This window comes from Glutamicibacter arilaitensis, from assembly GCF_044793945.1.
Classification (GTDB): domain Bacteria; phylum Actinomycetota; class Actinomycetes; order Actinomycetales; family Micrococcaceae; genus Glutamicibacter; species Glutamicibacter arilaitensis_B.
The window spans coordinates 2,697,068-2,721,302 of sequence record NZ_CP084994.1 but is presented as its reverse complement, the minus strand read 5'-3'; the positions used below and the strand labels follow the sequence as shown (position 1 = coordinate 2,721,302).

19 protein-coding genes and 1 tRNA gene are annotated in these 24,235 nt (G+C 56.9%); 13 read left to right on the top strand and 7 right to left on the bottom strand.

Translation table 11 applies throughout. The annotated features are described in order from the left end of the window. Positions 1-1,086, top strand: a complete 1,086-nt coding sequence (locus tag LG294_RS12790; protein ID WP_404286280.1) for a YgfZ/GcvT domain-containing protein — start codon at positions 1-3, stop codon at positions 1,084-1,086. Positions 1,087-1,161: 75 nt separating this feature from the next. Here the strand turns inward: LG294_RS12790 and LG294_RS12785 are convergent, their stop codons facing one another. The 4 genes from LG294_RS12785 to LG294_RS12770 all read right to left on the bottom strand — a co-directional run bounded on the left by LG294_RS12785 (position 1,162) and on the right by LG294_RS12770 (position 4,278). Then, positions 1,162-2,190, bottom strand: coding sequence for a 6-phosphofructokinase (locus tag LG294_RS12785; protein WP_404286278.1), 1,029 nt, complete (start codon positions 2,188-2,190; stop codon positions 1,162-1,164). A 231-nt stretch (positions 2,191-2,421) separates the two neighbouring features. Next, complete coding sequence (locus LG294_RS12780; RefSeq protein ID WP_404286276.1) at positions 2,422-2,664, bottom strand: PspC domain-containing protein; 243 nt, start codon at positions 2,662-2,664, stop codon at positions 2,422-2,424. Between the two features lie 24 nt (positions 2,665-2,688). After that, the gene (locus LG294_RS12775; RefSeq protein WP_404286274.1) at positions 2,689-2,928 is read right to left on the bottom strand and encodes a hypothetical protein; all 240 of its coding nucleotides are present in this window, start codon (positions 2,926-2,928) and stop codon (positions 2,689-2,691) included. A gap of 12 nt (positions 2,929-2,940) precedes the next feature. After that, positions 2,941-4,278 carry a PspC domain-containing protein gene (locus LG294_RS12770; protein WP_404286272.1) on the bottom strand — a complete coding sequence of 446 codons (1,338 nt, stop codon included), beginning with the start codon at positions 4,276-4,278 and terminating at the stop codon, positions 2,941-2,943. Positions 4,279-4,403: 125 nt separating this feature from the next. Between LG294_RS12770 and LG294_RS12765 the strand changes: the two genes are divergently transcribed. Continuing rightward, positions 4,404-5,675 (top strand): PspC domain-containing protein, encoded by a 1,272-nt coding sequence (locus LG294_RS12765; protein ID WP_404286270.1) that lies wholly within the window; start codon positions 4,404-4,406, stop codon positions 5,673-5,675. Then, positions 5,668-6,336 carry a LuxR C-terminal-related transcriptional regulator gene (locus LG294_RS12760; protein WP_404286268.1) on the top strand — a complete coding sequence of 223 codons (669 nt, stop codon included), beginning with the start codon at positions 5,668-5,670 and terminating at the stop codon, positions 6,334-6,336. The genes LG294_RS12765 and LG294_RS12760 overlap by 8 nt, the downstream gene beginning before the upstream one ends. Positions 6,337-6,394: 58 nt before the next feature. On the opposite strand, the gene LG294_RS12755 is transcribed toward LG294_RS12760, so the two are convergent. Then, positions 6,395-7,594, bottom strand: coding sequence for a pyridoxal phosphate-dependent aminotransferase (locus tag LG294_RS12755; protein ID WP_404286266.1), 1,200 nt, complete (start codon positions 7,592-7,594; stop codon positions 6,395-6,397). 262 nt (positions 7,595-7,856) lie between these two features. Between LG294_RS12755 and LG294_RS12750 the strand changes: the two genes are divergently transcribed. The 8 genes from LG294_RS12750 to LG294_RS12715 all read left to right on the top strand — a co-directional run bounded on the left by LG294_RS12750 (position 7,857) and on the right by LG294_RS12715 (position 13,714). After that, positions 7,857-7,929, top strand: a tRNA-Trp gene (locus LG294_RS12750). Positions 7,930-8,048: 119 nt separating this feature from the next. Beyond that, on the top strand, positions 8,049-8,303 hold the full coding sequence (gene secE / locus LG294_RS12745; RefSeq protein WP_404286264.1) for a preprotein translocase subunit SecE: 255 nt from the start codon (positions 8,049-8,051) through the stop codon (positions 8,301-8,303). A gap of 71 nt (positions 8,304-8,374) precedes the next feature. Continuing rightward, the gene (gene nusG, locus LG294_RS12740; RefSeq protein ID WP_404286262.1) at positions 8,375-9,250 is read left to right on the top strand and encodes a transcription termination/antitermination protein NusG; all 876 of its coding nucleotides are present in this window, start codon (positions 8,375-8,377) and stop codon (positions 9,248-9,250) included. Positions 9,251-9,378: 128 nt separating this feature from the next. Further along, positions 9,379-9,810, top strand: a complete 432-nt coding sequence (gene rplK, locus LG294_RS12735; RefSeq protein WP_404286260.1) for a 50S ribosomal protein L11 — start codon at positions 9,379-9,381, stop codon at positions 9,808-9,810. A gap of 135 nt (positions 9,811-9,945) precedes the next feature. Next, on the top strand, positions 9,946-10,647 hold the full coding sequence (rplA, locus tag LG294_RS12730; RefSeq protein WP_404286259.1) for a 50S ribosomal protein L1: 702 nt from the start codon (positions 9,946-9,948) through the stop codon (positions 10,645-10,647). Between the two features lie 765 nt (positions 10,648-11,412). Then, positions 11,413-11,934 carry a 50S ribosomal protein L10 gene (gene rplJ / locus LG294_RS12725; RefSeq protein ID WP_404286257.1) on the top strand — a complete coding sequence of 174 codons (522 nt, stop codon included), beginning with the start codon at positions 11,413-11,415 and terminating at the stop codon, positions 11,932-11,934. Between the two features lie 71 nt (positions 11,935-12,005). Then, positions 12,006-12,380, top strand: coding sequence for a 50S ribosomal protein L7/L12 (gene rplL / locus LG294_RS12720; RefSeq protein WP_404286255.1), 375 nt, complete (start codon positions 12,006-12,008; stop codon positions 12,378-12,380). A gap of 161 nt (positions 12,381-12,541) precedes the next feature. Further along, positions 12,542-13,714: an acyltransferase family protein gene (locus LG294_RS12715; protein ID WP_404286253.1), complete on the top strand. Its 1,173-nt coding sequence runs from the start codon at positions 12,542-12,544 to the stop codon at positions 13,712-13,714. Here the strand turns inward: LG294_RS12715 and LG294_RS12710 are convergent. Further along, the gene (locus tag LG294_RS12710; RefSeq protein WP_404286251.1) at positions 13,668-14,165 is read right to left on the bottom strand and encodes an aminoacyl-tRNA deacylase; all 498 of its coding nucleotides are present in this window, start codon (positions 14,163-14,165) and stop codon (positions 13,668-13,670) included. The two genes, LG294_RS12715 and LG294_RS12710, sit on opposite strands and share 47 nt — an antisense overlap. Positions 14,166-14,422: 257 nt before the next feature. Continuing rightward, positions 14,423-15,928, bottom strand: coding sequence for an amino acid permease (locus tag LG294_RS12705; protein ID WP_404286249.1), 1,506 nt, complete (start codon positions 15,926-15,928; stop codon positions 14,423-14,425). Positions 15,929-16,617: 689 nt separating this feature from the next. Between LG294_RS12705 and rpoB the strand changes: the two genes are divergently transcribed. Together rpoB and LG294_RS12695 are read left to right on the top strand one after the other, a co-directional pair. Then, on the top strand, positions 16,618-20,124 hold the full coding sequence (gene rpoB, locus LG294_RS12700; protein ID WP_404286247.1) for a DNA-directed RNA polymerase subunit beta: 3,507 nt from the start codon (positions 16,618-16,620) through the stop codon (positions 20,122-20,124). A gap of 108 nt (positions 20,125-20,232) precedes the next feature. After that, entirely contained in the window at positions 20,233-24,123 is a 3,891-nt protein-coding gene (locus LG294_RS12695; protein WP_404286245.1) for a DNA-directed RNA polymerase subunit beta', read from the top strand. The last annotated feature ends 112 nt before the right edge of the window (positions 24,124-24,235 follow it).

Genomic DNA, 24,235 nt, shown 5'->3' with positions numbered 1-24,235 from the left:
ATGAGCGAAAACCAGTATCGTTCCGTGCTGCTCAACCGTGCGGCAGCTATCGAGGCATCCGGTGCGGATGCCGGCGTGGCAGCGCATTACGGCGCGCCCACACGCGAGGCCCGCAAACTTTTCCAAGGCCAAGCAATCGCCGACCTGAGCCACCTGGACGTGTTGGAACTTCGTGGCGAAGACCGGCAGAGCTGGTTGAACACGCTCAGCAGCCAGTCGATCACCGGACTGAAGCCGGGGCAGTCCAGCCAGGCGTTGCTGCTTTCGGTGCAGGGGCGCATCGAGCACGAGATGAAGGTACTCATCGACACCGACCGGGTGCTGCTGATCGTCGAGAAGGACTGCGCCGAGCCGCTGCAGAAGTTCCTTGAATCGATGCGGTTCATGCTGCGTGTGGAACTGACAAACCTTTCGAGCACCCATGGCGTGCTCGGCGCGGTGCGTGAGATTCCCACCTGCAACGATCTGGTATGGCGCAATCCTTGGCCGGAAATCAGCACCGGAGGATGGGCCTACTCGCGCGCGGACCACCCGGGTCTGGAGCGCCCATGGTTCTTGCATGTAGTTGAACTTGAGCGCCTGGCAGAAGCTGTCGGGGAAGAAGAACTCGCCGGAACCATGGCGGTTGAATCCCTGCGCATCGCCGCCTGGGAGCCGCGGTTCGGTTTTGAGAACGACGACAAGACCATCCCGCATGAACTGGACTGGCTACGCACCGCGGTGCACATGGACAAGGGCTGCTACAAGGGCCAGGAAACAGTTGCTCGCGTGCACAACATCGGCCATCCACCTCGTCGATTGGTGTTCCTTCACCTAGATGGGTCGATGCACACATTGCCGGCTCCCGGTTCGGAGATCAAGCTCGGTGAACGCACCATCGGCAAACTGACCTCGGCGAGTCTGCACTATGAAGCCGGACCGATTGCGCTGGGCGTGATTAAACGCAATGTGGACCCCGAAGCAGTGCTCAGCGTCGTGGACGGCGAGAGCGTTTACCCGGCCTCGCAGGAAGTCATTGTGGCTACTGACGCCGGACAGACCGCGGGCCGGTTCACCGGTTTCCTGCGCACTCCGCCCACTGCCTAGCAGAGGTAAACAAGCAGCGGTCCGGTACCTCCAGCTGGAGGTACCGGACCGCTGTTCGTTTTGCTCGTGCGGAATTTATCCGAAGAGTACTCGGGCCTCGTTGTAGCGGTCCATCGGAACCCGCTTGAGATTGTTCAGCGCCGCACGCAGCGGGACACGGTTGACCTTGGTGCCGTGGATCGCGACCATGGTGCCCCAGGCCGAATCGGCGACCGAATTCACCGCGGCCATGCCAAGACGCGTGGCCAGCACCCGGTCGAATGCGGTAGGCACACCACCGCGTTGGATGTGGCCCAGCACGGTGGCGCGGGTTTCCAAGCCGGTGTGCTCTTCGATCAGGGGAGCGAGCATTTCGCTGATTCCACCGAGGCGGGCCCGGCCGAAGGTATCCACCCCGCGCACGGAGAAGGCCTCGTCCAGGCCTTCGGGGACGAAGCCCTCGGAGACCACAACCAATGGAGCACGTCCACGTTCGTGGGCTTCGCCCACCCACTGGTAGATCTCTTCCATGGTGGTGGAAACCTCTGGGATCAGGATCGCATGGGCGCCCGAAGCCATGCCTGCGTGCATGGCTATCCAGCCCACGTGCCGCCCCATGACCTCGGCGATCATGCACCGATGGTGAGAGTCCCCGGTAGTTCGCAGCCGGTCGATGGCTTCCACGGCGATCTGATTCGCGGTGTCGAAGCCGAAGGTGTAGTCGGTGGCGTCAAGGTCGTTGTCGATGGTCTTCGGGACGCCAACCACCGGCAGGCCGGCTTCGCAGAGGCGCTGCGCACCGGCGAGGGTTCCCTCGCCGCCGATGGCAATCAAGGCGTCAATATTATTTCGTTTCAGGGTGGCAGCGATATTTTCGGCTCCACCATTTTCTCCCTCAAACGCATTGGTGCGCGAGGTGCCTAAAATGGTTCCGCCCTGCTTGGCGATACCGCGGACGGCGGTGCGGGGAAGCTCGAAGAAGTCTCCTTCCTTGACTCCCTTCCAGCCGTCGCGGAAGCCAACAAATTCGTAGTCGTAGCTTTTGATGCCATTGAGCACCGCACCACGGATCACCGCGTTCAACCCCGGGCAGTCGCCTCCCGAAGTCATGATTCCAATGCGCATTTACCCTCACTTAGTAAGTAGGGAAGACTTCGGATACGCGGCGGATTCCTTGTTGAATGCTGTTGCGGAGTGGGCCGGATATCCGAGGAAAACCCTTCGGACTTCATTCGATTCAGCGCACCATTGAGCATCGAGTTGTATAGGATTCTACGTGGTTAAAACCACAAGAGCGAGTTGTTTGCCACTTGAGGTAGCGAACAACCCGCTCTGCTTCGGATAGAAGCTGGGGGATCAGAACTTGCGCAGCAGCTTCTGCATCACGATGGTGTCATCCTGTGCCGGGATCAGCAGCCAGGCCAGGAGGTAGGCGCCAATGCCGATGACCGGCAGGAGGAACGAGAGCAGCAGCCCGATGCGGACCAAGGTGACATCCCAGCCGAACTTATCTGCGATGCCGCCGGCGATCCCGGCAACCATGCGCGAAGGGCCTCGGCGCAGTGGGATCGAACGGATCTGATTGAAGAAGGTATCCATGAGTGCTCCTAAGAATGTTGAGTGCTAGTCGTTTTGGGATGGTAGTTCGGAGTTCTTGGCGCTGGCTTTGCGTGCCGAGGAGATGCCTGCGAAGATCATCCCCACACCGGCCAGTGCAACTAGCGCGATGAAGAACAACGGGGTATCGAAGTGCCAGTTGAATAGGGTCTGGCTGAGCGTCGCGAGCGCGACCACTACGAGGATCAAGCCAAACACCAACGTACCGGCGGGAAATTTTGCTTCAGATTGCTGATCAGAATTCATGCTGTCCGCTCCTTAGAACGTTGGGGTGACGGTATTGGTTCCAGCCTTCGAGTACTCGGGATCGTACCCAGAGAATACGCCATTGATGACCACTGTCAGCGTGGGGGCATCTTCGGCGAAGTTGCCGGCCGGCTGCGACTCATTTTCGTTGAGCGAAGAGAGGAACAGTCCGTCGGTTTGGATCTGCACCGGGATATTCGAAGGCAGTTCGATATCTACCTTGGAGAAGACCGAGGAAACTTCCACCGTCGTTGGCTCGGTGATAGTGGATAGATGCCGCAGGTCCACCGTAGATTTGCTGAACACCGAGCTGTATTGATTCGAATCAGTCGCGGCGCTCACCGGTTGGCCTTGTGAGCCGCGGAAGTCGTTTCCGCCGAAAATCACCGTCAGAACAAGCAACGGGATTGCAAGTCCGAGCAGCCCGCCACTGGTGCGGTGCGCCAGGGATGCAAAGATGAGCGACAAGCCGACCACGAACAACCCGACGGCAAACGCCGTGCCCCAACCATTGCCGGGCAGCGCGATGGCACCGAGATAATCCGCGGCGAGCACCAACGCAACCGTGAGGATCGTGACGCCGACGATGACCGTGGCAACCCAACCGGGAACGGGAGGCGCATTGCGCTGCTTTTTGTAAGTCTTGGGGAAATGCGGATCCAGATGCGGCACGGGATCATGTGGGACATGACCGAAGCCACGAGGTTCGGGGTCCATGGCGTCCTCCTCAGAGTCTGCGTTGTTCTTATTGGTGTTTGAGCGTGTGGAACCCGGACCGCGCATCGGCTTCGTAGCCGGTGGGGACTGTTCGGGATAAACGGTTGCCTGCGCGCTGAAAGACTGGGCGTGCGGTTCCCGCCAGGGCTTTTCAACGACGGAGCCGGGTGCCGAATCATGGTTCTTGGGAGTACGCCGTGGTTTGGAAGTGCCGGCGAACTTGGTGTCGCGTCGACTGAAGATCACGAAGAGTACTCCGGCGACCACCAGCAGTGGCCACAGGATCGGGGCCACGGTGCTGAGCAGCCATGGAGCGAGGAAGAAGCCAATGACCAGAAATACGAGTGCTCCGGTCAGTGCACTGGTCCACTCCTTGCCGTGCACTGCCCGTTCCACCGGGATCGTGCCCTTAGGGCCGGGCAATAGGCCCCAAGCTAGCCCGTACAGCAGGAAGCCTGCTCCGCCTAGCAAGCTCAAAGCGACGAATACGCCGCGCACCAGCACCACGTCGTAGTTGAAACGCTGTGCAATGCCCGCCGCAACACCGCCCAGCCATTGGGAGTCTTGACGTTCGATACCAATTTTGCGTAACTGGTCGAAAACGTTGCTACGCGAAGAGTTCTCGTTGTCCATGCTTAAATCTTCTCGCGGGTGCATGATTTGCGCTATGAGGGGCTACCCTGATTCTTCCCTAGGGGAGGCCCTGACTTCTGGCCTTGACCCGGTTTTCTGCCCTGGAACGTGCTTGACTTGTCAGTATGGAAAGATCCGAGCAGCGAAACCAGATCGTCCGCAGTGAATCCCGGCTGATCGCCGGGGTGTGCGGCGGTCTTGCTGTGCACCTTGGCATACCGGTGAACTACCTCCGTATCGGATTCTTGGGGCTTACCGCCCTGGGCGGGGTCGGAGTATTGCTCTATGCCTGGTTGTGGGTATTCACCCCAAGTGCCGAGGAATCCAAGGCCGGGGAGTTGCGCTCCTGGGGGACCGGCCCGCGAACACTCGCCGAAGAAATGGGCCGCGTGCAGCAGGGGATTTTTTCCCCGCGCGAGATGAGCGAGAAGCTTGCCTCATGGCGCGAAACCCTCATTGGGGTGGCCTTGCTACTGGTAGCGCTACTGGCTTTAGGGCAGTGGCTCGGGCTGAATATTCGTTGGGATCTCATCTGGCCTACTTTGGGAATCCTTGCCGGTGTCTTGCTCGCCTGGTTGCAGATCGACGGGCAGAGCCTGGACGGTGACCGCAAAGCCAAGGCGCTAGTCTTCGGGCGGTTGATTCTCGGGCTGCTCCTGGCTATCGGCGGACTGCTGGCCATTCTCAGCGGGAGCGTGAGCACCTCCGATCTTGTTGGTGGAATGTGGGCGGCGCTGGCGATTATCGCGGGCGCTGTGGTTGTGCTATTGCCATGGGGTGCCAGATTATGGCGCGACTATCTCTCGGAAAGAAGCAACCGGCAGGCGGCTGCGCAACGCGCGGACTTTGCCGCCCATCTGCACGACTCTGTCTTGCAGACACTTGCAGTGATTCAAAAACGCAGCGATGATCCGGCAGCGGTGAGAACTTTAGCGCGCGTGCAAGAACGCGAATTGCGAGCTTGGCTCTATGAGACCGAAGATCTTGACGAAAAAGACGTGGTCGTAGAAATTCAGACCGAAGCGGACTACGTAGAGAAATTGATGTTGCGGGATGTCGATGTGATTACCGTCGGCAATGCGAGAGGTTTCGCCGGGCAGCAGGCACTCGTTGCGGCGAGCCGAGAAGCCATGATGAACGCGGCAAAACATGCCGAGGGGACGATCTCTGTATATGTGGAATGCAGCGAGCAACTCATCGAGGTGTTCATCAGGGATCGTGGGGCGGGCTTTGACATTGAAGAGATCGAGGAAGATCGCTACGGGGTCCGCGAATCGATTATCGGTCGGATGCAGCGTGCCGGCGGACAAGCCGCTATTCGAAGTGGCGAGACGGGCACCGAAGTAGAGTTGAAAATGCCAAGGAACAGCAGTCAGGAAGAACAGAATCATGAGTAGCGAACAGCAGAGCTTCACGGTGGTGTTGGTGGATGACCATGGAATCTTCCGCTCCGGACTCCGCGCGGATCTCGGGGAAGACCTGCAGATCGTGGGTGAAGCGGGGTCGGTTGAACAAGCCATCGAAGTTATCGAAAGCAAGCGACCGGATGTGGTTCTGCTCGACGTGCATCTTCCAGGCGGTCGTGGTGGTGGTGGCGCCGAGGTCTTGCGCGGTTGCGCGCATCTGCTGGGGACCACCAAGTTCTTGGCCTTGAGCGTTTCGGATTCGGCCCAGGACGTGGTCACGGTGATTCGCGCCGGGGCACGGGGCTACGTGACTAAAAGTATTTCCGGACCCGAGATCTCGGACGCCGTGCGCCGGGTAGCCGGGGGAGATGCGGTGTTCTCCCCACGATTGGCAGGTTTTGTGCTTGACGCATTCGGTGGTGCAAAGGTGCATGAAGCGACGGGAATCGACGAAGAACTAGATTCGCTCTCTGACCGGGAACTGCAGGTGATGCGCTTGATCGCACGAGGCTACAGCTATAAAGAAGTTGCCAAGGAGCTGTTCATTTCGGTGAAAACCGTGGAATCCCACGTATCGAATGTGCTGCGTAAATTGCAGCTCTCGAATCGACATGAGCTCACGCGTTGGGCAGTTGACCGGAAGATCTTCTAAGCGTCAAAAACTGCGGGCCCGATCCAATGGATCGAGCCCGCAGTTTTACGTTGAGATGTTATTCGGTTTCGCCCAGCAGTCGGGCCATCCGGGACACGCCTTCGGCCAGATCGGCATCTCCCAATGCATAGGACATGCGGATATAGCCCGAAGGCCCAAAAGCTTCGCCCGGCACGACCGCTACTTCTGCCTGCTCCAAGATGAACGCGGCGAGCTCGGCACTGGTGTTGTTCACGACGCCGCGGATCTTCCGGCCCAACAGCCCGCGTACGTCAGAGTATGCATAGAAGGCACCGTCTGGCATCGGGCAGTGCAGGCCGTCGATGGCGTTCAAGCCCTCGACGATGGCCAGCCGGCGGCGGTTGAAGGCAACCTTCATCTCTTCGACAGCATCCAAGGGGCCGGCTACCGCGGCCAAAGCTGCACGCTGGGACACATTGGCAACGTTCGAGGTCGCGTGGGACTGCAGGTTGGTGGCCGCCTTGATGACGTCCAATGGGCCCGCCATCCAGCCCACGCGCCAACCGGTCATGGCATAGGTTTTGGCTACACCGTTGAGGATGACCACTCGGTCTTCGAGCTCCGGGACAAGAGTCGCAATCGAGCTGAATGACGCATCCCCGTAAGTCAGGTGCTCGTAGATCTCATCGGTGACAACCCACAAGCCCTTTTCGGCTGCCCAGCGGCCGATTTCCTTGATTTGCTCTGCCGTGTAGACCGCGCCGGTAGGGTTCGACGGGGAAACGAACAGCAATACCTTGGAGCGTTCGGTCAGTACCGACTCAAGCTGTTCGACGGTGACCTTATAGCCCTGCTCGGGGCCGGCGAAGATGGAAACGGGTACCCCACCTGCCAGCTGCACTGCCTCCGGGTAGGTGGTCCAGTAGGGAGCCGGAATAATTACTTCGTCCCCTGGGTCGAGCAAGGTGGCGAAGGTGTTGTAAACCGCCTGCTTACCGCCGTTGGTCACCAATACCTGGGCGCCAGTCAGTTCGTATCCGGAGTGACGCAGAGTCTTCTCGGCAATTGCTTCGCGAAGTTCAGGCAGTCCGGCCGCGGGGGAGTAGCGGTGGTTCTTAGGATCCTGGGCGGCCTTGACCGCTGCCTCAACGATGTAATCCGGAGTTGCGAAGTCCGGCTCTCCGGCACCAAAGCCAATGACTGGACGACCGGCGGCCTTGAGCGCTTTTGCCTTGGCATCTACTGCTAGGGTTGCGGACTCGGAAATGGCGCCGATGCGGCGTGAAATTCTAGACATAGAAAATGCATCCTGACGGTTACGTAAGCTGCTGTTGTCTTCAATCTTAGAACGCAGCATTTGTCGATGCCCGGTGAAATCGAAAAATGACACCAAGTGGTCACTAACTGGTGGTCAGAATGCGGTGTGCGACACACAGGGTGCAGTCAGTTCGACATTTGCTAGTTCGTTGCGTAAAGTTATTTCTCGTTGCTGAGACATCGCAACCGACATGGAGAAAGTCCTGATCGGCTAAGATGTAGAAGCAAGAGCGGTAGCTCAAAGGGTAGTGGCGCAATTGGTAGCGCAGCGGTCTCCAAAACCGCAGGTTGCAGGTTCGAGTCCTGTCTGCCCTGCGCAGTAGCGATAGTAATAATCGCACAGCGAATCTCAAATCACGGTGTGTTGTGGTCGGTCAGGCTGCGGCACACCGTGATTGTTTCAACTGGCCAAATAAATTGAAACGAGGATCAAGTTGAGCGAATCAGCTGCCGTCAACTCCGGAAATGGTGAGAAGGAAAAGAAGGGCTTCTTCGGACGCATCTTCTTATTTCTGCGCCAGGTAATTTCAGAACTGAAGAAGGTCGTTACCCCAACGCGTAGCGAGCTCATCAATTACACGTTGGTTGTAATCGGTTTTGTTTGCGTCGTCATGTTGATCGTTACGATCCTTGACTTCGTTCTGGGCCAAGGCTCGATCCTCCTGTTCACCAATCAGCCAGAACAGTAATTTATTTGCCGCGGCGGTATAATCGCCGGCAGGTAGTAGATGTCATTCAGTCAAAGAAAGCAGGAGCTGCAGTGTCCGACAAGGAACTCGAACCGCAGATTAATGACGAGGTCGAAAACGAGTTCGTTGAAACTGATAGCGCGCAGGTAGAAACCGCCGCGGAAGTTGCAACCGACGAGACCGAAGCTCCAGCCGTTGTTGCTGAAGAAGAAGTTCACGGCGAAGCCGCCGAAGACGAAGCCGACGTAGACGGCGAAGCTGCAGAAGCAGACGTTCAGGATGAAGCCACTGAAGAAGATGTTCAGGGCGAAGTTGCTGAGGACGAAGTCGACGTAGTCGCCGTGCTCAAGGAAGAATTCCGCTCGAAGCTGCGTCGTCAGCCGGGCGACTGGTTCGTCATCCACTCGTACGCAGGTTACGAAAACCGCGTGAAGCTGAATCTAGAGACCCGTATCCAGACTCAGGACATGGATGAATTCATCTATGAAATCCAGGTTCCGATGGAAGAGGTCGTTGAGGTTAAGAACACTCAGCGCAAGATCGTCCGCCGTGTGCGTATCCCGGGCTACGTCCTGGTTCGCATGGAGCTGACTGACGCTTCATGGGGTGTTGTTCGACACACTCCAGGCGTAACCGGATTCGTTGGAAACGCGCATGATCCTAACCCGCTGAACCTCGATGAAGTGTTCTCCATGCTGGAGCACACGGTAGTCGATCCGGTTGAGCAGCCATCGGCTTCGAAGCCAGGCCGTTCACCAATCACCGAAGTCACCGTCGATTTCGAGGTTGGCGAAGCGGTAACCGTCAACGATGGTCCGTTCGAGACCATGCCGGCGACGATCTCGGAAATCAAGCTGGAAGCTGCACAGCTGGTTGTCCTCGTTTCGATCTTCGAACGCGAGACCCCAGTGACCTTGAACTTCAATCAGGTCACCAAGATCCAGTAGTATTAAGTCTTCGTGCCCCATTCCGTTTGCTTTACGGGGTGAGGGCACGTTCGGCTGTCGCGCCACGACGGCCAAAACCCGCAGCACGCTCCTGTGTTGTGGGAACTGCAAGAGTATAAGGACCCGACATGGCCCCAAAGAAAAAGGTCACCGGACTCATCAAGCTGCAGATCCAGGCAGGCGCCGCTAACCCGGCTCCGCCAATTGGTCCTGCACTTGGCCAGCACGGCGTCAACATCATGGAATTCTGCAAGGCTTACAACGCAGCGACTGAGTCGCAGCGCGGTAACGTTGTTCCAGTTGAAATCACCGTGTATGAAGACCGTTCATTCACCTTCATCACCAAGACCCCTCCAGCTGCAGAGCTGATCAAGAAGGCTGCTGGCGTTGCTAAGGGTTCAGCTACCCCGCACACCGACAAGGTTGCCAAGCTGTCCCAGGCTCAGGTTGAGGAAATTGCCACCACCAAGATGGCTGACCTCAACGCCAACGACTTGGCTGCCGCCTCGTTGATCATCGCCGGTACCGCCCGTTCCATGGGCATCACCGTCGAAGGCTAATTTTTAGCTTTCCGTAGTTCACTTCGGTGACTGCAACAAAGAATTTATTTTAAGGTGAGCAGGGAACCCCCTGCCCGCCCGTGGCAGGACCGGGCGCGGTCCATATGACCACGACTGCATAAGGAGATAACGCAGATGGCAAAGCGCAGCAAAGCATACGTAGCCGCCGCGGCCAAGATCGTGGCTGACAAGTTCTACGATCCAACCGAGGCAATTGTCCTGGCAAAGGAAATCGCAGGCGAAAAGACTAACTCCACCGTTGAGGTAGCTTTCCGCTTGAGCGTTGACCCACGCAAGGCTGACCAGATGGTTCGCGGTACCGTGAACCTTCCACACGGCACCGGCAAGACCGCCCGCGTGGTTGTCTTCGCCACTGGCGACAAGGCTGAAGCAGCCCGTGAAGCTGGCGCCGACTTCGTTGGCTCGGACGACCTGATCGAAAAGATCCAGGGCGGCTGGACCGACTTCGACTCGGCCGTAGCGACCCCAGACCTCATGGGTAAGGTTGGCCGCTTGGGTAAGATTTTGGGTCCTCGTAACCTGATGCCAAACCCTAAGACCGGCACCGTGACCATGGATGTGGCCAAGGCTGTCAATGACATCAAGGGTGGCAAGATCGACTTCCGCGTCGACAAGCACTCGAACCTTCACTTCATCATCGGCAAGGCTTCGTTCGAAGCCAAGCAGCTGACCGAGAACTACGCAGCAGCTCTGGAAGAAGTTCTTCGCTTGAAGCCTTCCTCCTCCAAGGGCCGCTACATCTCGAAGGCAACCGTTTCGACCACCTTCGGTCCAGGTATCCCTGTTGATTCGAACGTGACTCGCATCGAAGCCTAAGGCTTAACGAGCACTAAAGCCGCGGGGCGGACCAGAGAAATCTGGTCTGCCCCGCGGTTTTTGTTTTCGCTCTCGCCAGCTTAAACGAAGTGTCCGAAATGGTAGTTGAAATACCTAGTCAAATGGTTGTTTAGGCCCATTGCTGGCTATTCCAGGAACACGAGGTGGCGCAGCGATAACACCGTGCTGCTGCTAGACCACCGGGCAACTAGAATTCCGGAAAAATCGTCCTGACCAGAGGAAACCCACTCGCCAAGGACTAGCGAGGGTCGAATATGTGAATTAGCTGGATTCTCACCGTTATCTTCCTGTGATCTATTCCGTTGTTGCAAGGAGAGGTGATAGGCTTGAATCACCGACTTGATCGGCAGTTTCTACATGGGCCCCCCAAGACCATGTAGACGCTGGGCACGAAAGTTTCCCCAAAACTTTCCTGTCGACAAGTAGCCTGTTGTCAGCGTCCCCCAAGTGCTGACCTCAGGCCTTGTCACTTTAACGGCCACTTAGTGATTCGAATCATGCGCCCCTGGCGACTTAGGATTTGGAAGATACTGCGGTGGCCGTTTAGACTAGATGTACCGAAGACCGTCGGCCGGGTAAGTGTTTTACACAAACCCCTAAAAGTTCGAAAGAGCGGCCAACGCAGGTTTCATAGATTTGTTTTGACTTGAATTAGTTGAAATGCCCTGTGCTCCTGCGCGGGGCCTTTTTTATGGGCTCCGCCGGTTATGAAACGGTACCGAACAAATCCCCGGAAGGAGTGTTATGGCAACGCCTACCAAGACTGTAGCGATTGAAGAAATCACTGCAGACTTTAAGGAATCAACTGCGGCTGTCTTGACTGAATACCGTGGGCTTACCGTTGCACAGCTCAAGGAACTTCGCCGCTCACTTGGTCAGGACACCAAGTACGCAGTTGTGAAGAACACCTTGACCGCTATCGCAGCGAAGGAAGTTGGCATCGATGCATTCGATGGTCAGCTTTCCGGTCCGACTGCAATCGCCTTCATCAAGGGTGACGCAGTTGCTGCCGCAAAGAGCCTCACGGAATTTGCCAAGGCTAACGAGAAGCTTGTCGTCAAGTCCGGCTTCTTCGAGGGCAAGGCCCTTGATCAGGCTGGCATCGCTGCTCTTGCAGCTTTGGAATCCCGCGAAGTTCAGCTGGCACGTGTTGCAGCTGTACTGAACGCTCCGGCTTCCGCAGCTGTACGCATCGTGGACGCTTTGCGTCTGAAGCTAGAAGAGAACGGCGGCGCTGCTGCCGAGGAAGCTCCGGCAGAAGCCTAAGCTTTCGCGACTCTCTCGCATCGTAACCCCAATTCATAGGCCCCAGGGCCAAAACCGAAAGGACGCCGACCATGGCGAAGCTCAGCACTGAAGAGCTGCTTTCAGCATTCAAGGAAATGACCATCATCGAGCTCTCCGAGTTCGTGAAGGAATTCGAGGAGACCTTCGAGGTTTCCGCAGCTGCTGTTGCAGTTGCAGGCCCAGCAGCCGGTGGCGAAGCCGCAGCTGAAGAGCAGACCGAATTCGACGTTATCCTCGAGTCGGCTGGCGACAAGAAGATCGCAGTCATCAAGGAAGTTCGCGCGTTGACTTCCCTCGGCCTGAAGGAAGCCAAGGAGGTCGTTGATTCGGCTCCAAAGGCTGTTCTTGAAGGTGCTACCAAGGAAGCCGCAGAAAAGGCAAAGGAAGCTCTCGAAGCTGCCGGCGCCACCGTCTCGGTCAAGTAGTAAGTTCAGCGGTCACTCGCAACTTATTATCAAAGGGTTCATAGACTTCGTGTCTATGGGCCCTTTGGTCGTTAACCTGACTAGGCGCATGTCACAAATTTATAAGTTTATAACGTTTCTATTAACAGGGTTTATTCAAGTTCATTGTTTACAGTGAATAGGTGTCGACAACCGAAACGCAGGAATCAAAGAAAACGGGTGCACGGCTAGGCTTACTAGACGGGTTGCGTATTAGTGCTGCCCTGATCGTTGTGCTCTACCACTACACGACCTGGGGTCACAGTCACTGGGGTGTTAAAGCGCCGGAAGCTTGGCCGGTCTTGTCAGAATTCACTCGGTACGGCTCGATCGGCGTGCAACTTTTCTTCCTGATCTCCGGATTCGTGATTCTGTTGTCCGTACAGGGAAAGAGCATAATTCACTTCATCGGCTCGAGACTTGGCCGACTTTATCCGGCTTATTGGTTGGCTGTCATCGCGGCAGCTATTCTGACTTTTAAGATTTGGCCAGCTGAAAAGGACGGTCGAAGCAGCGGAGATATCGTTCCAAACCTCACCATGGTTCAGCAGGGGTTGGGCGTTCGAGACCTAGACGGCGTCTATTGGACGCTGTGGGTGGAGTTCCGTTTCTACGTCCTGCTCGGACTGTTGCTGGTATTCGGACTGGTAAAGACCAAGAACATCATGTGGCTGGCATTTATCTGGCCTGCTCTGGGAGTCCTCCTGCATGTGGCTGATATGCCTAAAATGCAAGATTGGTTTGCCGGCCAATACGCAGCACAGTTTGCTGCCGGCATGGTCCTGTTCCTGATCTATCAGAATGGGCATACCCTCGGACGCTGGGCTTTGGTAGCTTTCAATACCGTGATTTCTGCTTACTTCACTGGCATCAAGGGAAGCTTTGACAGCGATTACCTTTCCGGACTGAGCGTGCCGGCCTGGCATTTCTCGGTACTCGCGGTGGTTTGCGTTGCATTGCTGGCAGCCTGCGTACTCACCCCATTGAAGCACGTGCAGGCTCGTTGGCTTGTCGTTGCAGGTTCGCTAACTTATCCGCTGTACCTGTTCCACCAGCTTTGGGGTTGGTGGATCATCAATTCCTTGAGCTCCAGTCTGAATAAATATGTGTTGCTCGCTTTGACCGTAAGCATCATGCTGGTTGTGGCCTACGTCGTGGCACGCTACGTGGAGAAGCCGGTTGGCCTTTGGCTGCGAAACGAATCAATCAGGTCGCTCACCGCGTTGAACGCATGGGCCAAAAAGCTTCCGGTACCAGAGTCGATATCAACTACTCGGGCTCGGAAATATCAGCAATCGTGGCATCAAAGCCGGTAGCCAAAGCACGCGGATGAACTAGCAGACCGTGTTCTGGTTCGCCGCAGCCCAAAGCGATAACTTCCGGCACTGGTTCTTGAAAGACGCTGGAATCAATGTATACCGGCAAGACAGTGTGCGAACCGAACGGCGTAATGGTGCCGTGTACATAACGGGTGACGTCATAAGCGATATCAGCAGCCGGCAAGGAAAGTTTATTGACCCCAACCTCGGCTCTCAACTTTGGCCAACTCAATTTGCGACCACCTGGGATCAGCGCAAATAGATATGTATCGTCGGAACGCTTGATGACTAAGGTTTTAAGCAAGTGAGCTGGAATGACCCCCATCAACTCAGCAGCTTCTTCCAGCGAGGAAGCGGCTTCCCGCGGCACGATTTCGATCGAGATATCACGGCGTGAGGCATCGAGGCTGACACGGGTGAGAGCTTCATTGACTTTTGACTGATTCATTTTCTTCACTCCTGCATGATCGTTGCTGTTCTCTGGACAGTTCAGATTTCAAGACATAACCGCGGCGGTCAGTGTCAGAATCTAGTCGTGCAGCCCATCGAGTTCCTCTCGAAGAGAATTGTCCTTCCCCCGAGGCTAACGCATAATCAATACGATTTGGTGACATGGGGCACAAGGGTGATTGGTGCCCGACAAAACAGCGAGCAGTGGTTGGCCCGCTGCCCGCTGCCCGCTGCTTCGTTCAGAGATTGATTAGATTAGCTGCGTGCATCCTGCGCCGCCACTGAATCACGCTGAGGTTGAACGCCGTCATATTCGTCGCTCCCTCCGGCAGGTATCGGTTTGCCCCGTACAAAGCACCAATAGCAGATCGCCAAGAGAGCTACCCACGCGATGCCCGTCAGCAAAGCACTACGAGTCTGCGGAACGATGCCAATCATGATGATTACGAAGACCATGAACGCTACGGCAATATAGCTTCCCAACGGCCACAGGGGTACCGGGAAGGCCGAGGGCTCAAGATTGTCTCGCATGATTCTGCGTTTCATCGCGATATGGGAAATGAGGATCATGAACCAAACCACGACAGTCGCAAAGGTTGCTAGGGCTGCAATCAAGAAGAAAATTTGATCCTCGAACCAGATGTTGAGCAGAACGCCGATCAGCAGCGCACCGATCATAGACAGCGATGTTACCCAGGGGACCCCGTTGGCGGTGGTTTTGGTGAATACTTGCGGAGCCTGCCCTATTCGGGCCATCCCATGGATCATTCGTCCGGCACCGAAAATATCTGCGTTAATTGCTGACAATGCTGCGGTTATAACGATGAAGTTCAAAACGTGCGCGGCAGAGGTGAGCCCGATACTGGAGAAGATAGAGACGAATGGGCTTTCTTCGCCGTTAATCGTGTTCCAGGGCTGGATGCTCATAATGACGCCCAAGGTCAATACGTAAAACAGCAGAATACGTACTGGAACTGAATTAATTGCCTGAGGGATGACTTTGCGGGGATTTTGCGCTTCTCCGGCGGTAATGCCAATAACCTCAGTGCCACCAAAAGCGAACATCACAATGGTGAAGGACATCAGGACTCCCCAAATGCCCTGCGGCATAAATCCATCATGGGCGAAGAGATTTGAGATTCCGGCGGCATCTTCGCTTTGATTACCCAGTCCGAAGACAATAACCAGTACACCGCCCGCGATCATCGCGATGATAGCGACCACCTTGATCAGCGAGAACCAGAATTCCAGCTCGCCAAAAACCTTCACCGAAAGCAGATTTACCGCAGCAATGAAGAAGACCACGGCGAGGATCCAAATCCAGCGTTCAACATTGGGGAACCAGAAGCCCATGTACACGCCGAAGGCCGTCACATCTGCTAGGGCTACGACGAACATTTCGAATGTGTAGGTCCACCCGGTAGCGAAGCCCGCGAACCTTCCGACATATGTCGACGCGTAGCTGCCGAAGGAACCTGAGACCGGGTTTCGAACCGCCATCTCGCCCAGTGCTCGCATGACCATGAAGACTACGGCGCCTCCGATGAGATATGCGAGCAGCACTGCCGGTCCTGCCATTTGTATGGCACCTGCCGAACCGTAAAACAGTCCCGTGCCAATTGCCGAGCCGAGTGCAATGAATCGTATATGTCGAGTGCTTAAACCTCGCTTGAGGCTTTGGGCTGGTTGACTGGTTCTCACTGCTCTCCTTGGGAAGCTAGGGGATTCGAGCGGGGAGTTGGACAATTGATATCCAGCCATCGCCGCCGAGCTACCTGTACATGTAATCGCGATCACATGGCTTGTTATAAGGAGTTTTTAGATCTGCAGTCTGGAATCTCAGACGGGTCGAAGTTAAGCGTTTGCTGTTGCGGGGAACATGCGAAAAGGCAAATGCGGCTTCTGCGAATTCAGTGAAGGACTGCTCAGTGAACGCGCCGATGGCATGTAATAATCAGTCGCGCACGGCCATAAGGCAATTCGTGGGCGGGTTTAATGGACCGCAAAGGCGTACATATCAGTAACTGGAATACTGGATGTGAGTAACAGCACATGAAAAGTTGGCTCTGCCCATAGTGAGGTAAGTAGCGTCTGCGTGCGCTCGCCCCGAGGTTATGGGGTGAAGAATTATTTGCCTGTTCACATGGGTCAATGCCAAAGCCTCGCGCGTGCTACCGATAGCCGGTTAGTTTTCCGGGGGAGGGGCGGGGTTGGAAATTCAAGAATTTTCCGGCGACTGTAAAAGACGGCAAGAAACTATAGCATGAATCTCTGCCGCGGATATCGACAAGCTTAAAATACTCCGGTAGAGTAGAAATTTGCGCCATACCTGTTTGCGCGCGGCCTTCATATAGCGGTGGGTTCGCGTCGTCACAAGAGGACTTGTCCTATGACAGGCACCTTAGCACGGTAGGCGTTCGGAAACCTGACGGTCTTTGGAAGGATCCATCTTGGTCGCCTCGAGCAACCCTAACAACCAAACCGCTAGTTCGGCTCGCGATGCTGCATACGCTGGCCGACTTTCTTTTGCAAAGATTCACGAACCCCTTGAAGTGCCTAACCTGCTGGCATTGCAGACTGAGAGCTTTGACCGCCTCATCGGCAATGAACTTTGGAAGGCCCGCCTAGCCAAGGCCGAAGCCGCTGGTGACACCAGCGTGCCGAACACCTCGGGCCTGGCTGAAATCTTCGAGGAAATTTCCCCGATTGAAGACTTCCAGGACACCATGTCCTTGAGCTTCTCGGATCCGGAATTCGCTGATCCAAAGTACTCCATCGCTGAGTGCAAGGATCGCGACGCCACGTACGCGGCACCGCTGTATGTCAAGGCCGAGTTCATGAACAATGAAACTGGCGAAATCAAGCAGCAGACCGTTTTCATGGGCGATTTCCCACTGATGTCCGACAAGGGCACCTTCGTCATCAACGGCACCGAGCGTGTCGTTGTGTCGCAGCTGGTCCGTTCCCCGGGTGCGTACTTTGAGTCCGCTCCGGACAAGACCAGTGACAAGACCATCTACTCCTCGCGAATCATTCCTTCGCGTGGCGCCTGGTTCGAACTGGAAATCGACAAGCGCGACCAGATCGGTGTGCGCCTGGACCGTAAGCGCAAGCAGTCGGTCACCGTGTTGCTCAAGGCCCTTGGCTGGAGCGAAGAGAAGATCCTGTCCGAGTTCGGTCAGTACGACTCGATGCGTGCCACCTTGGAAAAGGACAACATCAAGGACCAGAACGAAGCACTTCTGGATATCTACCGCAAGCTGCGCCCGGGCGAGCCACCAACGGTTGACGCCGCACAGGGTTTGCTGCGCAACATGTACTTCGAACCAAAGCGCTACGACCTGGCCAAGGTTGGTCGCTACAAGATCAACCGCAAGCTGGGTGTCGAGACTCCGGTTGACGCCGAGAGCCCTGCCGTTTTGTCGGTGGACGACATCGTCGCCATGATCCGTTACCTCGTTGCGTTGCACGCAGGCGAGAAGACGATCTCCGGTACCCGCAAGGGCGAGATCGTCGACGTTCCGGTTAACGTCGATGACATCGACCACTTCGGCAACCGTCGTATCCGCGCCGTCGGCGAGCTGATCGAGAACCAGATCCGCACCGGTCTTTCGCGTATGGAGCGTGTTGTGCGCGAGCGCATGACCACCCAGGACGTCGAAGCGATCACCCCGCAGACGCTGATCAACATCCGCCCGGTGGTAGCTGCAATCAAGGAGTTCTTCGGTACTTCGCAGCTGTCGCAGTTCATGGACCAGAACAACCCGCTAGCCGGCCTGACCCACAAGCGTCGCTTGTCGGCTCTGGGCCCAGGCGGTCTGTCCCGTGACCGCGCAGGCATGGAAGTTCGAGACGTTCACCCGTCCCACTACGGACGTATGTGCCCAATTGAAACTCCCGAAGGTCCAAACATTGGTCTGATCGGTTCGTTGGCTACCTACGGCCGGATCAACTCCTTCGGCTTCATCGAAACCCCTTACCGCAAGGTGAAGGATGGCGTTGTTTCCAACGAGGTTGAGTACCTGACCGCAGATGACGAGCTTCAGCACTTCATCGCACAGGCTAACGCTCCGCTGGGCGAAGACGGCAGCTTCCTGGAAGACAGCGTACTCGTCCGTGAAAAGGGCGGTGGCGGCGAGCCCGTCATCGTTGAGCCGGGCGAAGTGACCTTCATGGACGTTTCCCCTCGCCAGATGGTGTCGGTTGCAACCGCGCTGATTCCATTCCTCGAGCACGACGATGCGAACCGCGCACTGATGGGCGCCAACATGCAGCGCCAGGCTGTGCCGCTGTTGGCTTCCGAGTCGCCACTGGTTGGTACCGGCATGGAGAAGTACGCCGCTATTGACGCCGGCGATTCCGTTGTTGCCTTGAAGCCAGGTGTTGTCACCGAGGTTTCCGCAGACCTGGTTGTTGTCATGAACGATGACGGCACCGAGTCGATGTACCCAATCATGAAGTTCGCACGCTCGAACCAGGGCAACGCCTACAACCAGCGCGTGCTGGTCACCGAGGGCGATCGCCTGGAGTTCCAGTCGATCATCGCCGACGGTCCTTCGACCGACAAGGGTGAGCTTTCCCTGGGTAAGAACCTGCTCGTGGCATTCATGTCATGGGAAGGCCACAACTTCGAGGATGCGATCATCCTTTCGCAGCGCATGATCTTCGAGGACGTGCTCACCTCGATTCACATCGAAGAGCATGAAGTTGATGCCCGCGACACCAAGCTTGGTGCCGAGGAAATCACCCGCGATATCCCGAACGTCTCCGAGGACATCCTTGCTCAGCTTGATGACCGCGGAATCGTGTACATCGGCGCCGAGGTTGAAGCAGGCGACGTGCTGGTAGGCCGTGTCACCCCTAAGGGCGAGACCGAGCTGACCCCGGAAGAGCGCCTGCTGCGCGCGATCTTCGGTGAGAAGTCCCGCGAAGTTCGCGATACCTCGCTGAAGGTTCCGCACGGCGAGTCCGGTACCGTCATTGGCGTTCGCATCTTCGATCGCGACAACGATGATGATCTGTCCCCAGGCGTGAACCAGCTGGTTCGCGTGTACGTGGCGCAGAAGCGCAAGATCACCAACGGTGACAAGCTTGCAGGCCGTCACGGCAACAAGGGTGTTATTTCCAAGATTCTGCCACTTGAGGATATGCCATTCCTCGAGGACGGAACCCCGGTTGACGTTGTCCTGAACCCACTGGGTGTGCCAGGTCGTATGAACGTCGGCCAGGTTATGGAAATCCACCTGGGTTGGGCTGCCAAGCAGGGTTGGAACATCGAAAACGAGCCAGCTTGGGTGCGAAACCTGCCTAACCTTCCTCGCCAGTCCGGTCCGACCACCGTGTCGACCCCGGTCTTCGATGGTGCCTCGGAAGAGGAAATCCGTGGAATCCTGGATTCGACGAACCTCACTCGTGACGGCGAGCGTCTGATCGGCAACACCGGTAAGACCCGCCTGTTCGATGGTCGTTCCGGCGAGCCATTCCCGGATCCGGTATCTGTTGGCTACATGTACATCTTGAAGCTCCACCACCTGGTGGACGACAAGATTCACGCACGTTCCACCGGTCCATACTCCATGATTACCCAGCAGCCACTTGGTGGTAAGGCCCAGTTCGGTGGCCAGCGCTTCGGTGAGATGGAAGTTTGGGCACTGGAAGCTTACGGCGCCGCTTACACCCTGCAGGAACTTCTGACCATCAAGTCGGATGATATCCACGGTCGTGTGAAGGTCTACGAAGCAATCGTCAAGGGCGAGAACGTTCCGGAGCCAGGTGTTCCAGAATCGTTCAAGGTGCTCATCAAGGAAATGCAGTCGTTGTGCTTGAACGTTGAGGTACTTGGTACCGACGGCAACACTATCGAAATGCGTGAATCGGACGAGGAATCGTTCCGTGCAGCCGAAGAGTTGGGCATCGACCTTTCCCGGTCGGAGCCAAACTCCGTAGAGGAGGTCTAGGTTCAACCGCTGCCTTGAGTGGCCTAAGGGCCCAGCAAGCGCAGCGGCGCACCGAGACTTACTTATTCGTATCGACTTCAGACACCAAAGAAGAGAGAAAAGGACCCTATGTCCAACGATTCCTCATTCGGCCTCATGCGCATTGGCCTTGCTTCCGCAGAAGAAATTCGCGGTTGGAGCTACGGCGAAGTCAAGAAGCCGGAAACTATTAACTACCGCACCCTGAAGCCAGAGAAGGACGGACTTTTCTGCGAAAAGATCTTCGGTCCTTCCCGTGACTGGGAATGCTACTGCGGTAAGTACAAGCGCGTACGTTTCAAGGGCATCATCTGTGAGCGTTGTGGCGTCGAGGTGACCCGCGCCAACGTTCGCCGTGAGCGCATGGGACACATCGAGCTTGCCGCTCCAGTGACCCACATCTGGTACTTCAAGGGCGTTCCATCGCGCTTGGGCTACCTGCTTGATCTGGCTCCGAAGGACCTCGAAAAGGTCATTTACTTCGCTGCCTACATGATCACTTCGGTGAACGAAGATCGTCGCCACGCCGAATTGCCTAACCTGCAGGCCCAGCACGATCTGGAACTGCGCAACCTGGCAAATAACGCGGAAGCCGACAAGAAGGCTATTGCGGCCGAGCTCGAAACCGAGCTTGAGCGCATGGAAGCCGACGGTGCCAAGGGCGCCGAGCTGAACAAGGCTCGCACCCTGGCAGAGAAGACCGTGCTGCAGATCGACAAGCGCGCGAAGGCTGAAGCCGAGCGCCTGCGTGCGGTCTGGGAACGCTTCAAGGGCCTGAAGGTCGCTGACCTTGAGGGCGATGAAGGCCTGTACCGCACCATGCGTGAGAAGTACGGACTGTTCTTCGAAGGCTCCATGGGTGCAGAATCGATCCAGAAGCGCCTGCAGAACTTCGACCTTGCCGGCGAAGCTGAACTGCTCAAGAAGATCATCGACGAGGGCAAGGGCCAGAAGAAGGCCCGTGCACTGAAGCGCCTGAAGGTTGTCAATGCCTTCCTGGTCAACCAGAACTCGCCTGAGGGCATGGTTCTGGATGCCGTTCCGGTGATCCCACCAGAGCTGCGTCCAATGGTTCAGCTCGACGGTGGCCGTTTCGCCACCTCGGACCTGAACGACCTGTACCGCCGCGTGATCAACCGCAACAACCGCCTGAAGCGTCTGCTTGATCTCGGTGCCCCCGAGATCATCGTGAACAACGAAAAGCGCATGCTGCAGGAAGCTGTTGACTCCCTGTTCGACAACGGCCGTCGTGGCCGTCCGGTCACCGGACCGGGTAACCGTCCACTGAAGTCCCTGAGCGACATGCTCAAGGGCAAGCAGGGTCGTTTCCGTCAGAACCTGTTGGGCAAGCGTGTTGACTACTCGGGCCGTTCGGTCATCGTTGTTGGTCCGCAGCTGAAGCTGCACCAGTGTGGTCTGCCTAAGCAGATGGCTCTGGAGCTCTTCAAGCCGTTCGTGATGAAGCGCTTGGTTGACCTCAACCACGCACAGAACATCAAGAGCGCCAAGCGCATGGTTGAGCGTTACCGCCCGCAGGTTTGGGATGTTCTCGAAGAGATCATCACCGAGCACCCGGTACTGCTGAACCGTGCACCTACCCTGCACCGTTTGGGCATCCAGGCGTTCGAACCACAGCTGGTTGAAGGTAAGGCCCTTCAGCTGCACCCGCTGGTTTGTGCTGCCTTCAACGCCGACTTCGACGGCGACCAGATGGCAGTTCACCTGCCGCTGAGCCCAGAAGCGCAGGCCGAAGCTCGCATCTTGATGTTGTCCTCGCACAACATCTTGAAGCCTTCGGATGGCCGCCCGGTTGCTCTGCCTTCGCAGGATATGATCATCGGTCTGCACCACTTGACCACCAAGCGCGCCAACGAAAAGGGTGCAGGTCGTACCTTCACCTCGGTGGCCGAAGCCATTATGGCAATGGACCTGCGTGAGCTGCACTTGAACGCACCGGTCAAGATTCGCGTGCCGAACTTCATTCCTTCCGAGGAGCAGCCAGCTCCGGAAGGCTGGGAGCCAGGCCAAGAGGCACTCTTGGAGACCTCGCTGGGCCAGGTGTTGTTCAACGACACCCTGCCAGCGGACTACCCATGGGTTGCCCACGTGACCGGCAAGGATGCGCTCTCGGAGATCGTCAACGATCTGGCCGAGCGCTACCCGAAGATCACCACCGCTGAAACCCTGGATAACCTGAAGGATGCCGGTTTCTACTGGGCAACCCGCTCGGGCGTCACCGTGGCTATCTCGGACATCACCTCGAATATGGACAAGGCAGCCATCCTTGCTCCTTACGAGATCCGCGCCGCCAAGGTTCAGGCTTCATTCGATAAGGGCTTGATTGCCGATACCGAACGCCGCCAGGACCTGATCGACATCTGGACCAAGGCTACCGACGAGGTTGCCGAGGCGATGAAGAACGGCATGGAAGAGCTGAACACCATTAACCGTATGGTGACTTCCAAGGCTCGTGGTAACTACCTGCAACTGCGACAGATCGCAGGTATCCGTGGTCTGGTGTCCAACCCTAAGGGTGAAATTATTCCTCGCCCGATCAAGTCTTCGTACCGCGAAGGCCTGTCGGTTCTGGAGTACTTCATCGCGACCCACGGTGCCCGTAAGGGTCTGGCCGATACCGCGTTGAAGACCGCTAACTCGGGTTACCTGACCCGTCGTCTGGTGGATGTTTCGCAGGACGTCATCGTGCGTGAAGAAGACTGTGGCACCCGCCGCGGCCTGACCGTGCCGATCGCCAACAACTCTGTTGGCGTTCGCATGATGCACGAAACCGTTGAGAACTCGGCTTACACCCGTACCTTGGCCACTGAGGTCAAGGACGCCGAGGGCAAGGTGCTGGCAGAAGCCGGCGCCGATGTGGGCGACGTGCTCATCGACGAGCTGTACGCAGCTGGCATCGATGAGATCCGTGTCCGCTCCGTGCTGACCTGTGATTCGGCAGTTGGAACCTGTGCTCAGTGCTACGGCCGCTCGCTGGCCAGCGGCAAGACCGTGGACATCGGCGAGGCTGTCGGCATTATCGCCGCGCAGTCCATCGGTGAGCCTGGTACCCAGCTGACCATGCGTACCTTCCACACCGGTGGTGTGGCATCGGCTGACGATATCACCCAGGGTCTGCCTCGTATCCAGGAACTGTTCGAAGCCCGTACCCCTAAGGGTGTGGCTCCGATGTCCGAGGTCACCGGTCGCGTGTCGATCGAGGACGACGAGAAGCAGCTGCGCGTTGTCGTTACTCCAGACAATGGCGACGAGAAGCAGGCCTACCCGGTTCTGCGTCGTGCTCGCCTGATGGTTGAAGAGGGCGAAAACATCGTCGCCGGTACTCAGCTCACCAGCGGTACCTTGGATCCGAAGCAGGTTCTTCGAGTCCTCGGCCCACGTGAAGCTCAGAAGTTCTTGGTCCGCGAGGTCCAGGACGTGTACCAGTCCCAGGGTGTAGGCATTCACGATAAGCACGTGGAAGTCATCGTCCGTCAGATGCTGCGTCGCGTCACCGTCATCGAATCCGGTGAAACCGAATTGCTCCCAGGCGAGTTGGCCGACCGTTCGCGCTTCACCGCTGCGAACAAGAAGGCCGTCACCGAGGGCAAGCGTCCGGCCGCTGGCCGTGACGAGATGATGGGCATTACCAAGGCATCGCTTGCCACCGATTCATGGCTGTCGGCTGCTTCCTTCCAGGAAACCACCCGCGTCTTGACTCAGGCTGCGATGGAAGGCAAGTCGGATCCATTGCTGGGTCTGAAGGAGAACGTGATCATCGGTAAGTTGATCCCGGCCGGTACCGGCTTGGATCGCTACACCCAGATCAACGTCGAGCCAACCGACGAAGCAAAGGCAACTTTGTTCACCGGTTCTTCGGCTTTCTCTTCGGGACTGTACGACGATGCGCTTGAGGGCAACCTTTCGCCAGAGTTCCAGGCAATCTCGATGGATGACTACGACCACGGTTCGGACTTCCGCTAAACACGGATTCTTAACTAGTTAGTCAAGACGCCCGCCGGCACCTCGTGTACCGGCGGGCGTTCCATTTAAGCAGAGAATATCTAGTAGACAGATCAGTGGGGGAGTTATCCAC